The 15294-nt window shown below is 34.2% G+C and carries 16 protein-coding genes; 9 read left to right on the top strand and 7 right to left on the bottom strand.

Features of this window, described 5'->3' with window-relative positions:
* Positions 1 to 427 precede the first annotated feature (427 nt).
* A complete protein-coding gene (locus tag ABUA27_RS09065) occupies positions 428 to 1450 on the top strand; it encodes a Gfo/Idh/MocA family oxidoreductase (RefSeq protein WP_349820588.1) in 1023 nt (340 codons plus the stop codon).
* A gap of 11 nt (positions 1451 to 1461) precedes the next feature.
* Positions 1462 to 2439 carry a Gfo/Idh/MocA family protein gene (locus ABUA27_RS09060; protein WP_287969039.1) on the top strand — a complete coding sequence of 326 codons (978 nt, stop codon included), beginning with the start codon at positions 1462 to 1464 and terminating at the stop codon, positions 2437 to 2439.
* A 22-nt stretch (positions 2440 to 2461) separates the two neighbouring features.
* Here ABUA27_RS09060 and ABUA27_RS09055 read toward each other — a convergent pair whose 3' ends face one another.
* From ABUA27_RS09055 to ABUA27_RS09040, 4 genes are all read right to left on the bottom strand, one after another.
* Positions 2462 to 2734 carry a hypothetical protein gene (locus ABUA27_RS09055; RefSeq protein ID WP_317374808.1) on the bottom strand — a complete coding sequence of 91 codons (273 nt, stop codon included), beginning with the start codon at positions 2732 to 2734 and terminating at the stop codon, positions 2462 to 2464.
* A 109-nt stretch (positions 2735 to 2843) separates the two neighbouring features.
* A complete protein-coding gene (locus ABUA27_RS09050; RefSeq protein WP_287846418.1) occupies positions 2844 to 3461 on the bottom strand; it encodes a flavodoxin family protein in 618 nt (205 codons plus the stop codon).
* A 12-nt stretch (positions 3462 to 3473) separates the two neighbouring features.
* Positions 3474 to 4394, bottom strand: coding sequence for an aldo/keto reductase (locus ABUA27_RS09045; RefSeq protein WP_330040691.1), 921 nt, complete (start codon positions 4392 to 4394; stop codon positions 3474 to 3476).
* Between the two features lies 1 nt (position 4395).
* Positions 4396 to 6147, bottom strand: a complete 1752-nt coding sequence (locus ABUA27_RS09040) for a M24 family metallopeptidase (protein ID WP_349820587.1) — start codon at positions 6145 to 6147, stop codon at positions 4396 to 4398.
* 73 nt (positions 6148 to 6220) lie between these two features.
* Between ABUA27_RS09040 and ABUA27_RS09035 the strand changes: the two genes are divergently transcribed.
* The 7 genes from ABUA27_RS09035 (at position 6221) to ABUA27_RS09005 (ending at position 10760) form a co-directional block, all read left to right on the top strand.
* Positions 6221 to 7840, top strand: coding sequence for a M3 family oligoendopeptidase (locus ABUA27_RS09035; protein WP_349820586.1), 1620 nt, complete (start codon positions 6221 to 6223; stop codon positions 7838 to 7840).
* Positions 7831 to 7965 (top strand): hypothetical protein, encoded by a 135-nt coding sequence (locus tag ABUA27_RS09030; protein ID WP_349820585.1) that lies wholly within the window; start codon positions 7831 to 7833, stop codon positions 7963 to 7965. The genes ABUA27_RS09035 and ABUA27_RS09030 overlap by 10 nt, the downstream gene beginning before the upstream one ends.
* Positions 7958 to 8557: a PTS sugar transporter subunit IIB gene (locus tag ABUA27_RS09025; RefSeq protein WP_129981059.1), complete on the top strand. Its 600-nt coding sequence runs from the start codon at positions 7958 to 7960 to the stop codon at positions 8555 to 8557. The genes ABUA27_RS09030 and ABUA27_RS09025 overlap by 8 nt, the downstream gene beginning before the upstream one ends.
* Entirely contained in the window at positions 8554 to 9129 is a 576-nt protein-coding gene (locus ABUA27_RS09020) for a maltose acetyltransferase domain-containing protein (protein WP_349820584.1), read from the top strand. The genes ABUA27_RS09025 and ABUA27_RS09020 overlap by 4 nt, the downstream gene beginning before the upstream one ends.
* Complete coding sequence (locus tag ABUA27_RS09015) at positions 9126 to 9698, top strand: phosphatase PAP2 family protein (protein WP_129981057.1); 573 nt, start codon at positions 9126 to 9128, stop codon at positions 9696 to 9698. Before ABUA27_RS09020 ends, ABUA27_RS09015 begins: the two co-directional genes overlap by 4 nt.
* Positions 9695 to 10492 carry an MBL fold metallo-hydrolase gene (locus tag ABUA27_RS09010; protein ID WP_287846415.1) on the top strand — a complete coding sequence of 266 codons (798 nt, stop codon included), beginning with the start codon at positions 9695 to 9697 and terminating at the stop codon, positions 10490 to 10492. The genes ABUA27_RS09015 and ABUA27_RS09010 overlap by 4 nt, the downstream gene beginning before the upstream one ends.
* A 121-nt stretch (positions 10493 to 10613) precedes the next feature.
* A complete protein-coding gene (locus tag ABUA27_RS09005) occupies positions 10614 to 10760 on the top strand; it encodes a hypothetical protein (protein ID WP_022424163.1) in 147 nt (48 codons plus the stop codon).
* A gap of 16 nt (positions 10761 to 10776) precedes the next feature.
* Here the strand turns inward: ABUA27_RS09005 and ABUA27_RS09000 are convergent, their stop codons facing one another.
* The 3 genes from ABUA27_RS09000 to ABUA27_RS08990 form a co-directional block, all read right to left on the bottom strand.
* Positions 10777 to 11871 carry a glycerol dehydrogenase gene (locus tag ABUA27_RS09000; RefSeq protein WP_281081857.1) on the bottom strand — a complete coding sequence of 365 codons (1095 nt, stop codon included), beginning with the start codon at positions 11869 to 11871 and terminating at the stop codon, positions 10777 to 10779.
* A 67-nt stretch (positions 11872 to 11938) separates the two neighbouring features.
* On the bottom strand, positions 11939 to 12619 hold the full coding sequence (locus ABUA27_RS08995) for a fructose-6-phosphate aldolase (protein ID WP_006504381.1): 681 nt from the start codon (positions 12617 to 12619) through the stop codon (positions 11939 to 11941).
* Positions 12620 to 12632: 13 nt separating this feature from the next.
* Positions 12633 to 15047, bottom strand: coding sequence for a glycyl radical protein (locus ABUA27_RS08990; protein WP_129981054.1), 2415 nt, complete (start codon positions 15045 to 15047; stop codon positions 12633 to 12635).
* Positions 15048 to 15294: the final 247 nt, after the last annotated feature.

Below are 15294 nucleotides of genomic sequence, written 5' to 3'. Positions count from 1 at the left end.
GATAAAGAGAAGCTTTCTTAGGCTTTAATACTTTGTTTGACATATGATTATACCTCCATCTAATTTCTAATCTAATTATAGAACAGATGGGAAATTCATGTGTCCGGTTCAGCTTCATGAACGCCGTTTAATCGGTGCTTATGAAATTTAATTTTCACTAACCTGTGGTTTGTGGGTATTCAAATACTTTTTTGGCTGCAATAAAATAAAAGTCAGAATAATATATCTGCTGATATATCATCTGACTTAAATTCTAGCATTATTAACTTAATGACATTGACCTTCGGGTTCTTTTTTTGTGAACTATTAGTTCTCTCTTAAAAAAGTTATTCACACCTATTGCGTACTTTTTTTACGATTCTAATGTGAATACTTGTAATTAATCTTTAAATAATAAACAATAGTAGTAAAGAAGAGAGGAACATATATGACACTTACAATTGGATTTATTGGAAATGGTAAAAGCACCAATCGTTACCATATGCCATTTATACTTACAAGAAAAGATAAAATTAAAGTAAAGACAATTTATAATCGTTCTATTCACTTTGATACATGGAAGAAAATAGAAGGTATTCATTACACAGATAACCTAGATGAATTACTCAACGACAAGGATATTCAGGTTGTAGTAGTCACTTTAAAATCGAGTCTTCATTATGAATATGCGAAAAAGGTATTAGAAGCAGGAAAACATTGCGTAGTAGAAAAGCCATTTGCATCTAGTTATGCACAGTCAAAAGAATTATTTGATTTAGCTGAGTCTAAAGGACTCATGCTTCAATGTTATCAAAATAGAAGATTTGATAGTGACTTCTTAACTGTTCAGAAGGTCATTGAATCTGGAAAGCTTGGGGATCTATTAGAATTAGAAATGCATTTTGATTACTATCGTCCAGAAGTACCAGAAAGCATTCATGAATTCTCAGTAATTGATTCTTATCTCTATGGTCATGCTTGTCATACCTTAGATCAGGTCATCTCTTATTTTGGTAAACCAGATCATGCACATTATGATGTACGCCAATTATTAGGTGCAGGACGTATGAATGATTACTTTGATTTAGATCTTTATTATGGAACTCTAAAGGTCTCAGTAAAATCATCATATTTCCGTATAAAAGAGCGTCCTAGCTTTGTTTTATATGGTAAGAAGGGAATGTTTACTAAAACCAAAAAAGACCGTCAGGAAGCGGATTTGAAACATTTCTATATGCCTTATGAACATGATGACTTTGGCTTAGATACTCCAGCTGATTATGGCACTCTTATCTATGATGAAGAAGGGCATTATCATGAAGAAAAGGTAGAAACAGTAAAAGGTGATTATGGTTACTACTATGATGCATTGTATGAAACAATCATCAATCATAAGCCACAGCTTGTTACTAAGGAACAGACATTATTACAGATGAAGATATTAGAAGATGCTATTAAAGGATTAAAATAGGAGGAACTATCATGAAATTAGGTATTGTAGGATCAGGAATGATCGTTAAAGACTTTTTAAAGATGTTTAATGAATTAAACGGTATTGAACTATTAGGTATCTCAGCACGTAATGAAGAGAACTTAAAGAACCTTTGTGTTCAGTATCCTATTGAACGTTATTATTTAAGTTATGAAGAAATGTTGGAAAATAAAGATATTGATACTATTTATGTAGCTGTACCAAATGATCTACATTTCATTATGTCTAAAAAAGCGCTTCTCGCAGGTAAAAACGTTATATGTGAAAAACCATTCACGACTAACCTCAAAGAGGCTTTAGAGCTCAAGGAAATCGCTGAGAAAGAGGATTTGTTCCTTTTAGAGGCTATTCCTAATCGATTCTTCCCTAACACATATCTATTAAAAGAAAAGGTAAAGGAACTAGGTAATATTCGTGTGATTAACTTTAACTTCTCACAATATTCATCAAGATATGATCGTTTTAAGAAGGGAGATATTGCGCCTGCTTTTGATCCAAATCATTCAGGTGGTTCTTTAATGGATTTAGGTGTTTATAACATCAATCTTGTTATGGAACTTTTTGGTAAACCTGAAAATGTAGATTATTATCCTAATATTGAAAGGGGTATTGATACATCAGGTGTACTTGTAATGGATTATGGTTATATGAAAGCAGTTTGTGTTGCCGCAAAGGATTGTCAGGCACCGCTATCTTCTACTATTCAGGGAGATGAAGGTTATATTGTCATGAGAAGTCCATCAAGTCAGATTACTGAATTCCAGATGGCTTTTAATAAGCAGAAAGAAGTGACTTATAACGAAAACGGACCACATAACCGTATGTATTATGAATTTGTGGAATTAAAGAAAATCATTGAAACAAATGATAAAGAAAAGATGGCTGCACTTTTACAGGATACATTAGATGTTATGGAAGTACTCACTGAAGCAAGAAAAAAAGCAGGGGTTATATTCCCTGCTGACTAAGAGATGTTCAACATCTCTTTTTTTATATTTTTAAATCTTTATGAACTATTCCAACAAAAAATAGAATAAGAATTGTGACTAAGATAGTAATCACAAATAGTTCTAAAGTGTTCTGCTTAGGTTGTTCTTTTCTTTGAACTGTTACTGAAGCATTTTTATTTGTATTATTTGTATTTTGAACTGTTTCTGTAAGAACAGGTGAATAAGCCTGTACAGAGGGTGGCTGTACACAGCCAATCACTAACATAATTATAGATAAACATTTGGTTAATCGCATCATGATAGAGTTACTCATTGAAATGCCTTCTTTCCCCACATACAACTGTATTCTAGTCCTCATATAAACAATCGTCAATATAACAAGCGCTTACAAATATATAAAAAAGAGAAGAAAAATTCTTCTCTTAATGATGAAAGTTCGTATGTCCAGTAGAGAGCTCTGGTCTTTCAAGACCAGCTTTTTTACCTGCTTCAATAGACTTAAGAAGCCAGCTCATATTTTTGGCGATATTCTGCATAGTCGCAACACCTTCTGCATCTTTATAAACATCTTCAGGTTCACTTCCAAAGACTTCATTCCAATAATTGGCAGATACAATAGGCATATGAGAGATGCTGAAATGTTTGTTGACAACATCCATGCTTGCCACTTGTCCAGCACGTCTTGCACTAAAGATACAAGCGCCTGGTTTATAGACAAAGACACTCTTATTTGAATAGAAGGCTCTGTCTAATACTGCAAGTAATCTTGCACTCGGATGAGCATAATAGACAGGTGAGGCAAAGATAAAGCCATCACAGTCTTTTGCTTTTGTAGTGATTTCATTGACTACATCATCAAATACACATTGATGTTCAGTTACACATTTCTTACAGTTCATACAATCCGCAATAGGCTGATTACCGATAAAGATGATTTCTGTTTCAATACCTTCTTCTTTAAATGTTTCAGTCATAATATCTAACGCTGCACGTGTACAGCCATTATTACGAGAGCTTCCATTAATCATAAGTACTTTCATAGATTAACCCCCTTATGGTAAAGGTTTACCGCTTGCTAGATAAAGATCATACCATTCCTGACGTGTTAATTCAATATTCGCAGCTTCTGCTGTTTCAATTAAATGTTTAGGAGAAGTCGTACCAGTAATTGCTTGAATATGGGCAGGATGTCTTAAAATCCATGCAGTCGCAATTGCGGCAGGAGTAACATTATATTTCTCTGCTAGATCATCAAGGATGTTATTTAATTTCTTATAATCAGGATGATTTAAAAAAGTCCCTTCAGCCCAAGACGCCTGCACAATGCTCCAAGCCTGGATTGTGATATCATTTAATCGACAATAATCAAGCACACCGCCATCTTTATCAATCGCAAAGTCTTCCTTCATATTCATGTTCATGCCACTATCAATCATCACAGAATGCACAATAGAAAGCTGTAACTGATTAATAATAATAGGATGCTTTGTATACTTCTGTAATAAGGCAATCTGTCCTGGTGTATGATTAGATACTCCAAAGTATTTGACCTTACCACTAACATACAGTTCATCAAATGCTTCTGCCACTTCTTGAGGGTCACATAATGCATCAGGTCTATGTAATAAAAGAATTTCTACATGATCAGTATGGAGTCTTTTTAATGACCCATTGACCGCATTTATAATATACTCTTTAGAAAAGTCATAACGTTTCCCAGGTACAATGGCACACTTTGTCTGAATAATCATCTTTTCACGATATTCAGGATGTTTTTCAAGAACTTGGCCAAATAACTCTTCTGACTTTCCTCCACCATAAATGTCAGCATGATCAAAAAAGTTAATACCACAATCTAATGCAGTCTTCACAAGTTCTTCTACTTCCTCAACACTCTTATCTGCAATACGCATGCAGCCCAAGGCTATTTCAGATACTTTTAAATCAGTTTTTGGTAGATTATAGTACTCCATATTAAATACCTCTTGTGTAAGTCTTTAACCATTCATTTTCTTCATCAGTTAAGTATGGCTTTAATGATTCTCTTACGAATTCATGATACTTATTCAATGCTTCTCTTTCATCAGTTGTTAGTAAAGAAACATCAAGACCATCTAAGTCAATAGGACATAAAGTAAGAGGTTCAAACTTCATCCACTGACCATACTCATTCTTGATATCTTCAACACATAATAATTCATTTTCTAAACGGATACCAAACTGACCTTCAATATAAACACCAGGTTCATCCGTTGTAATCATACCTGCTTCCTGAATTGCAGAAGGTTTACGTGGATCACGTAAACGTGGTCTAATATCATTTGGTCCTTCATGGACATTTAAGAAATGACCGACACCATGACCTGTACCACACTGGAAATCAATATGCTGCTTCCATAACTCATGTCTCACAAGACCATCAATCCAGATACCATTTGCACCATATAAGAAAACAGCTTCCTGCATCTTCAACATAGCCTTTAATACATATGTGAAGTATTTTCTTTCAGTTCCACTGATTTCACCTAAAATGAATGTACGTGTAATATCAGTTGTACCATCTAAATACTGTCCACCTGAATCAATAAGAAGCATACCTTCTTTTTTAACATGAACATCATGTTCGTGAGATGGATGATAATGCATTAATGCCGCATTTTCTTTATAAGCAGTAATTGTATTAAATGAAACATCAGTAAATAATTCCTGTGCTTCTCTAAAGCTTAATAGCTTATCAGTAATAGAACATTCAGTCGCATCATCAGGCATAGAAGTCTTTAACCAATACATGAACTTAGTCATTGCTACACCATCTTTTAAATGGGCATGCTTTGTATTTTCAATTTCTACATCTGACTTAATACTCTTGAAGTATTGAGATGGGTTAGATCCATCCATGATTTCACAGTCTATAAATGAATAGATGGCATAGTTAATAGCACTTAAGTCTACAAGTACCTGACCACTTAATCTCTTTGTATCTAGATAGATATCATCATAAGAACGGATTTCAACACCATCATTCTTATAAGCTTCAATCATCGCTTCATCATAAGTACCATCCTGAAGATATAAATAAGCATTATCTAAAGTAATAATACTAAATGCCATAGCCATTGGAGAATGAGGAATATCCTTACCTCTAATATTGAAGGTCCATGCAATATCATCTAATGATGTAATGATATGCGCATTACATTCATTCTCTTCCATATAACCACGAATCCATTCAAGCTTCTGTGCTGTGCTTTGTCCATGATACTTCACATCATAGATATAAGCAGGTTCATGAGAACGTTCTGGACGATTTGTCCATACATCAGTCATATCGATGTCTTTTAATTCAAAATCAGTTTCTCTACCTTCATCTAAATCAATGATAAATGAAGCAGTTGTTACTTTACCATTGAAACCAAGAACATCACCATCATCAAGATGATCAATGAGGAAATCCTTCACACTAGGAACATCTGCATTACCCATCTTCATGAGCTTAATACCAGGATAGAGTTCTTTTTCTGCCTGAATGAAATAACGTCCATCAGTCCATAACCATGCTTCTTCCTGTCCTACAACTAGGACTCCAGCAGAACCAGTAAAGCCGCTTAGATACTTTCTAAACTGGTCATGTTCGCCTACAATTTCACTTTGATGATCATCATCAGTAGGCACATAATAGAACTTGATATTTTGTTCTTTTAATCTTTTCTGTAATTCTTTTATCATTTTTTTATCACCCAAGATAAGTTTAACACAAATGAGAGAGATAAGGTATAATACAATTAGGAGATGATTAATAATGAACGAATGGAATCTTGATGCCCTATATACGTCATTTCAAGACAAAAATTTTCAAGAAGATTTAAACACGCTTAAGGATTTAAATAAGAACTATTGTGCTTATAGAAGCGAGAAAACAGAAGCGGCATTACATAAAATAATAGAGACAAAAATAGAAATTGAAAAGAGAGTAGAAATGCTTCATTTTTTTATACAGCTTTCTTTATCAGCTCATACAGATAACGTCGAAGCATCACGTTATCTTGATCAATTAAATAATATAACTGCCTCAATGATAGGAGAAGATATTAAGAATAATGCCTATATTGCGGAGTTTGATTTAGATAGTTGTCAGGATTCTTTTATTAAGGAACATGAATATATTTTAAAAGAGATTCAACGTAATCAAAAACATCGCTTAGATGAAAAACAGGAATCGATCATAGCTCATATGAAAAATACAGGTTCTTATGCCTGGATGAAGCATAAGGATGCAGTTGTATCTTCTATTAAAGTGAATATAGATGGATATGATTATCCTTTGACTAAAGTACTGAACATGGCTCATAGTCCAGATAAGCAGACAAGAATGAAAGCTTATTTCGCAGAACTAGAAGCCTATAAACCATATGAAGAAACGATTGCGACATGTTTAAGTGGAATCAAGGGAGAAGTACTCTATACAAGTAAACTGAGAGGATATGAAACACCATTAGTAGAATCATGTATCAAATCACGATTAAAGATGGAGACTCTTAATACATTACTTTCTGTAATGAAGAAGAATTTACCTGATATAAGAGAATATCTAAAAATCAAGGCAGACTATCTAGGCTATCAGAACGGCTTACCTTGGTTTGAACTATATGCCCCTGTTGTTGAAGATGATGAAGACTATCCATTTGAGAAAGGTTCTCAATTTGTCGTGGATCAGTTCTACACATTCTCAAAACATTTAGGTGATTTTGCGACTCATGCAATTAAGAATCATTGGGCTGATGTCTATCCAAGAGAAAATAAAGTTGGTGGTGCATTCTGTGAAAATATTAGAAGTTTAAAACAAAGTCGTTTCTTATTCAACTATGGAAATCATTTTTCTGATGTGATTACTGTAGCCCATGAATTTGGTCATGGTTTCCATGGAAGATGTTTAGGCAATCAAACAATATTGAATACCCATTATCCAATGCCTATTGGAGAAACAGCCTCTAACTTCTGTGAAACAATAGTGGGAAAAGGTGCATTAAAATCAGCAACACCTACTCAAAAGATTGTGATATTAGAGAATACATTAAGTAATGCGGTACAGGTGATCTGTGATATTTATTCCCGTTTCTTATTTGAAAGCCGCTTCTTTGAAGCAAGAAAACAAGGACCAGTGAGTGCGGAAGAAACAAAGAAAATCATGCTTCAAGCACAGATAGAAGCGTATGGTGATGGATTAGATCATAATTATCTCCATCCATATATGTGGACATGGAAACCTCATTATTATGATTCAGACTATTCATTCTATAACTACCCATACGCCTTTGGTTCATTACTTGCGAAAGGACTTTATGCACGTTATCAAAAAAAACTGAACACTTTCCAGAGGATTATGAAACATTCCTTTCGGTCACAGGTAAGATGGATTTAGAAGATATTGCGAAAACACTTGATCTAGATCTCACAAATGAGTCATTCTGGCAGAGTTCTATTGATATCATCAAAGAAGATATTGATACATTTAAAACACTTCTAGAGGAATACAAACATGATTGATACGTTCTATCAAAAAGAAAATCTAGAAGTTTATAAACGTTATCTCTATTTCCAGTTAAAAGATGATTCTCGTTTTCAAATACAATTTAATGAAAATGAATATCATATTGCCTATCAAAATCGTACTGCTTCTATTCACTTTCATGATATAGGTATGATAGAAGAAAAAATCATCAGTGATGATAAACAGATCTTCTATCTTCACTTCCCATTAACGACATTTCCTATTGCCTTAGAACTTTATCAATGTATGATTAATAAACTCATAGAAGAAAAAGTGGAACCAATGAAGGTGGTTTTATGCTGTAGTGGGGGAATGACATCAGGATTTTTTAAGGAAAAGATGCAGAACTATATTTTAAAAAACAATCTCCCATTGATCATAGAAGGGGCAGCAGTTCATACTGTGGAAAAGAAGTGTCTCTATTATGATGTTGTATTATTAGCACCACAAATGGGTTATAAGAAAGAAGAGATAGAAACATTGACACATAAAGATGTAGGTGTGATTGATCCGCAGGTCTTTGCGACATATGATTGTGGCGCATTATACAAACAGATTCAATATTACTATAGGGGGCATAAAGAATGAATGATACAAAAAGCGATATGATTTCAGGCGAACTCTATCAGCCATTTTCAAAAGAACTCTACAATGATTGTCTTTATTGTAAGAGTCTCTGTCATGAGTTAAACAATCTTTCACCGCTTAAAAGAGATGATATCAATCTTATACTAGATAAACTATTAAATGAATGGAATGAAGCCTTTATTGAACAGCCTTTTCATTGTACATATGGCTATAATATCTCTTTAGGGAAGAACTTCTATTCTAAAGATAATCTCTTTATTGATGATAGTGGAATAGTGTCTATTAGTGATAATGTGACTATTGGATATAATGTCACAATACTCACATCAGTTACACCAACGAGTAGCCAGGATCGTGCAAAAGGATTAGAAGGTACACTGCCAGTACGTATTTATGAAGGAGTATGCATTGGATCCAATACAGTGATTTATCCAGGTGTAAAGATCAATAGAGAATCTATTATTGAACCAGGATCAGTTGTAAAGGATGATATCCCACCATTTGTGATTGCGGGAGGCAATCCATGTCGTGTAATTAGCGCAATTGATGATAAGGACTTGATGAGAAAATGAGAGAATTAGGACAATTATATGACTATACACTCCTTCATTTCCTTCATCATCTTGCTGAAAGTACAAATGGTGCACTTACACCATTCTTTCGCTTTATCTCTTATTTTGGTGATAAAGGCATCTTCTTTATCGCTTTATCCCTGGTACTCATTTATTTTAAAAAGACAAGAAAACTTGGTATATGTATCCTCATTAGTCTTGCGATAGGCGCTATCTTTACAAGTCTCTTTTTAAAGAATGCGATAGGACGTCATCGTCCTTATTTATCCGGTGTGGACGAATACTATAACTGGTGGAAGTATGTAGGAGGCTTACATTATAAAGAATTCTCATTTCCTTCAGGACATACCACAGCTACTATGGCTGTTATGATGTGTATATTCTTAACATGTAATAAGAAATACAGCTGGTTAGTTTTTATCTTTGTCGCATTAATGGGACTAAGTCGTAATTATTTCATGGTGCACTACCCAACAGATATTCTAGGTGGTATTATGGTAGGCGGAATATCTGCTCTTATTTCATATTTGATATGTTATAAGAGTAAATTATTGGGAGGAAGAATATGAAACTAACAATGCTAGGCACGGGGAATGCCTTAGTCACTAAGATTTATAACACATGTTTTGTCTTAGAAGACAACCATCAATACTTTATGGTTGATGCAGGAGGAGGAAACCAGATCCTAACTCAGCTAAAAAAAGCAGGATATGACTGGAAGGATATGAAGCATATCTTTTTAACACATAAGCATATTGACCATCTATTAGGAATGGTCTGGATGATGCGTATGATTACACAGTTTATGAATGCAGGTAAATATGAAGGTGATGCTTATATCTATGGTCATGATGAAGTTATTCATATTTTAAAGGATATGGCTGATACACTTCTTGTACCAAAACAGAGTGCATTAATTGGAAAAAGACTTCACTTAGTAGAAGTGAAGGATCAAGAAGTTAAAGAAATTATGGGACATCCAGTCACTTTCTTTGATATCCATTCAACTAAAGCCAAACAGTTTGGTTTCATGGTGGAATATGATGGTAAGAAACTCACATGTTGTGGTGATGAACCTTATTGTGAAGAAGAGAAAGTCTATGCAGAAAATGCGGATGTACTATTGCATGAAGCATTCTGTTTATACGAAGAAAGGGACTTCAGACATCCTTATGAAAAGCATCATTCAACAGTGAAAGATGCCTGTGAACTTGCGCAAAAACTTCATATTAAGAATCTTGTACTCTATCATACAGAAGATGATCATGTAGACAATCGTAAAGAACTCTACAAGGCAGAAGGTGCACACTATTATACAGGAAATATATTTGTTCCTGATGATTTAGAAGTAATGGAATTTTAGAGCTATCATTTGATAGCTTTTTATATTAATAATTTTTTAAAAAAAAGCGCGATATATATATTAATTAACAAGTAGTATATAATATAAATAGATATAAAACTTGAAAGAAAGGATGATGATTATGAGTAAAAAGAAACGCGTCATTTCAGAAGAAAAGACAAAAGAACTTCAAAAAGATTGGCAAGGCTATGGCGCGATGACAGTGGCATATAGTCTTGTAGTTATCATTATCGTTCTTATTGCGATTATCGCAAAATTGTATTTCTAATAGAAAAGCCTCTGGATTATTTTCCAGAGGTTTTCCATTTCTGTCCGTATTGATCAGCTTTGATAATAGCTTTTAATAAATTCTTTGAAGTCACTTCAAAAGGCATATTTAATGTCGTAGATCCTTCTTTAACTGCTTCTAAGCATACATGCAGTAATGCTTCTTCATCTACGTCTTTCATCCCTAAATCAGAGAGTGTAGTAGGTAACTCTAAAGCTTCTAAGAACTCATAATAGCTCTTTAATGTATGCTTAGGTGTATTTTCTAATACCAATTGTACAAGTGTACAAAAAGCGACTTTTTCACCATGCATCTTACTATTTGTTTCAGGAATAAGAGTGAACGCATTATGCAAGCCATGACCTACAGCTTCGCCACCAGACTCAAAACCAATACCACTTAAATAAATATTAGCTTCTATCACATTCTCTAGTGCTTCTGTGACTTTATGTTGCTTACAATCTTCTACAGCCTGCAATCCATAAGAATAGACAATATCAAAACAAGCCTTAGATATTGCGAAAGCACTTCTTGTCACCTGACTATGAAGACAATTCTCACTATGACTCACATAACAAGCCTTTGCTTCAAAATAAGTACTAAATGCATCACCAATACCCGCTCTCAGTAATCTTACTGGGGCATTCGCAATGACCTGTGTATCCACAATTACTTGATCTGGACTCTTAGGTAAATGTAAATAATGATCAAACGTATGATCATCATGATAAATTACTGATAAAGAAGAACATGGGGCATCCGTACTTGCGGCAGTAGGTATAACGACAATAGGCTTTTTCGCATAATAACCACATGCTTTAGTCGTATCTAATACCTTACCTCCACCGACACCGACAATTACTTCACCATTCGTTTCTTCTACAATATGTTGTATTCTTTCAATTTCGCTCATGCTACATTCATTTTGAAATAGTACAACAGTCATTTCCTGTTCATGTAAGCTTTCCTCTATCTGAGGAATAAACATTTCTTTAAGATTTTCACTTGTAATAACGACTATTCTCTTATAGTCCTTTAAATCATCACCAAGACACTTTAATTCATCTTTACCTTGTCTATATCTTGTTGGTGCACCAATCATCTTGCTCATATTATCACGCTCCTATTTCTATTATAGAACATGAAAAAAACATTGAGGAGAATTTTCTCCTCAATGTTTACATATCACAAAGACCTTTGTCTTCTCCGTATACTGAATACCAATCATTATTGAAATCAGTCACAGCTTTAGAAATACTTGGATTTTCAAAGATTGCCTTTAATACACTCACTGGTGCAGTGATAGCCTGACTACCTGCATTAAATGCATCTCTTACCTGCTGTACACCCTTGAAGCTTGCAGCAAGAATCTTGCAGTCATAACCATCTTCTACGATTCTATTAGATAAATGAGCCATTAATTCAAAAGGATCATTTCCTAAGTTTCCAATTCTATTTGTATATGGTGCAATATAATCAGCACCTGCTGCGAGTGCCATATAAGCCTGCATCAAATCATAAACAGCTGTGGCAGTCACATTTTTCCCTTCAGCCTTTAAGATTTTCATTGCTTTAACACCTTCATAAGTAGTAGGGACCTTTACATATACCTTGTCATCTACTTCTTCAAAGATCTTATGTGCTTCTTTCACGATTTCATCTGCTTCTGTCGCAATAACCTGAATATGTAAAGAACGTTCATCACCAATGATTTTTCTGATTTCTCTCATATGTCCAAAGAAATCCTTTGGGCTTGTCTTCTTTACAATACTTGGGTTACTAGTGACACCTACGATTGGTAAGTGATCCACTGCATCTCTAATTTCTTCTAAATCTACTGTATCAATAATAAATTCCATTGTTTTTTTCCTCCTATAAACTCTGTTCAGTTCTACCGATAATATCATCCTGAGTTGCCTTAGATAATACATTGAAGAATGCACTATATCCTGCAACACGTACAATTAAGTCCTTATGATTTTCTGGATGCTTTTGTGCATCTATTAAAGTTTCCTTAGAAACGATGTTGTATTGTACATGGTAACCATGAAGACGATTAAAGAATGTACGAATCAATAATTCTAGTTTCTGTTTATTTTCTTCTGTAGAAAGCATCTGAGGTGTCATCTTCTGGTTAAGAAGTACGCCTCCTGTGATCTTTTCAGTACGAAGCTTAGATATACTCTTGAATACTGCAGTAGGACCATTCTTATCTGTGTTATGTGCTGGAGAACATCCTTCAGCGAGTGGTTCATGTGCATTTCTTCCATCAGGAGTAGCCATTGTACCCATACCCTGACCTACATTGGCACTAATTGAAGAAGTACCTGCATAACGAATACCACCAATAGGACCTCTATTATAACGAGTATTTGGATATTTCTTGATTTCATCAATATAAGAATCATATGCTTCTACAATTAAGTTATCTGCATAATCGTCATCATTACCATACTTAGGTGCTTCATCATTCAACATTTCCTGAATCTTCTTGTTTTCAGGTGACTGGAAATCATCTAAGATCGCATTCCATAACTGTTCTCTTGTAATCTTCTTTTCATCATAAACAAGCTTCTTGATAGCAGCTAAGCTGTTTGCCATATTCGCAATACCGACCTGAAGACCTGAAATGAAGTCATACACTGCACCACCTTCTTTGATAGTCTTACCTCTGCCAATACAGTCATCAGTTAATGCAGAACATAGAATATCAGGCACATCTCTTTCAGATGCCTTATCAATAAAGTTTTCTACAATAACACTATAACGTGTCATTTCTCTTACTGTTTTATCCCATGCTGCAAGTAAATCTTCATAAGTTTCCATTTCAGTAAAGTAACCATGGCCCTTAGTGAAACGTTTGTTTGTAGTTAAGTCAACACCATTATTCATTGTACATAATAATACTCTTGGGAAGTTGATATAAGACATACCTGTACAACGATATCCCCATTTACCAGGAACAGCTGTTTCTACACAGCCGATAGCACTATAATTATAAGCATCTTCTTCCTTAACACCCCAGTTAATAAATGAAGGAATAATGATTTCATCATTATTTAATGCTGGCATACCAAATCCAAGCTTCATTACTTCAATACATTCATCAAAGAAATGTTTATTCAGGTTTGCATGATAACGTACAGTTAAGTTAGGCTGAGTAAGTCTTGTTTGAGCCACTGATTTTAATACCGCAAAACTTAATTCATTCACTGCATCCTTCTTGTCAGTAGTCTGACCACCAATAGTCACATTCTGATACATTGGAGAACCAGCTGAACTTAATGTATGAGCCTGTGAACGTACCTTATTGACTGTGAGTGTCTTGATCCATAAACAAGTAAGAAGTTCTAATGCTTCTTCTTCAGTGATTTTCTTTTCGTTGATATCTTTAATATAGTAAGGATACATATACTGATCAAAACGACCATAACTTAATGAATGACCATTTGATTCAATCTGAAGAATCAACTGAATAAACCATACAGACTGTATTGCTTCACGGAATGAATGAGCAGGTTCATAAGGCACCTTTGCACAAATTCTGCTTATTTCTAATAATTCTTCTTTTCTTGCAGGATTTGTTTCTTTTTCTGCCATTTCCTTTGCAAGAGAACTATAACGAAGTGTGAATGTATGTACGGCTTCAATAACAGTTAAAACTGAATTATAGAACATATACTTATCAACACTATCTGGCTGAGCCAAATCAAGCTTTTCTTTCATTTCTCTTGTATAAGCTTCATAACCCTTTAAGCCCTGTGCAAGAATACGTTCATAATTAACTGCAAGATGTGCATCCCCGGCATTCAATTTACCTTCCATACCAAAGACACCTGTTTCCATAAACACACTTACTTCTTCAGGTAGTAAAGCTTCACCTCTTGCACGTAGGTTATTATTTTCCCAGAAAGGGGAAATATCTCTTAACTGCTGTTTTGTTTCTTCAGTGATATAGAATACATCACCATCTCTCTTTTCAAAAAGATCTAATTCATCCATGATGAACTTCATTGTATATTCAGGGAATACTGGTGCATTACAATTCTTTGTAGACTGGTTACCTACAATAAGTGTTTTATCTTCAATATAGATAGACATGTTTTCAAGAATCTTCTTCAACATTCTTGCACGAACCATTACACGTGGCTGATTTAAGTTTTCCTTATAAGCCTCAGTCGCAAGAACAGCACGTTCTCCATCTACATAAGGCTTTTCATCTAATACTTCTTCTCTGAAAGCTTTCATTCTTTCAGTTAACTGACCAAAATGCTGAGTATTTTCCATTTTTGTTCCTCCTAAAGTTTCATACGTAAGTTTTATATCTTTCATTACAAACACATCATACGCACAAAAGCGTTATCAGTCAACTATAAATTATGAAAATAATATCATAAACTTTCATATGAAACTTTTTATGTTGCAAAACATAAGTAGAAATGATAGGATAGAAGCGAAAAGACAAACTATTAAATGTCAATAAATAGTTAAATTTTCTAGAATTTATTGATTTTATAGGCATTTGTCTTGGTTT

Origin of the sequence: Catenibacterium sp. RTP21428st1_D7_RTP21428_210409, assembly GCF_040227455.1 — a bacterium.
Lineage (GTDB): Bacteria > Bacillota_I > Bacilli_A > Erysipelotrichales > Coprobacillaceae > Catenibacterium > Catenibacterium mitsuoka_A.
Note: the sequence above shows the minus strand (reverse complement) of the source record. Positions and strands in the feature narration are given on the sequence as shown.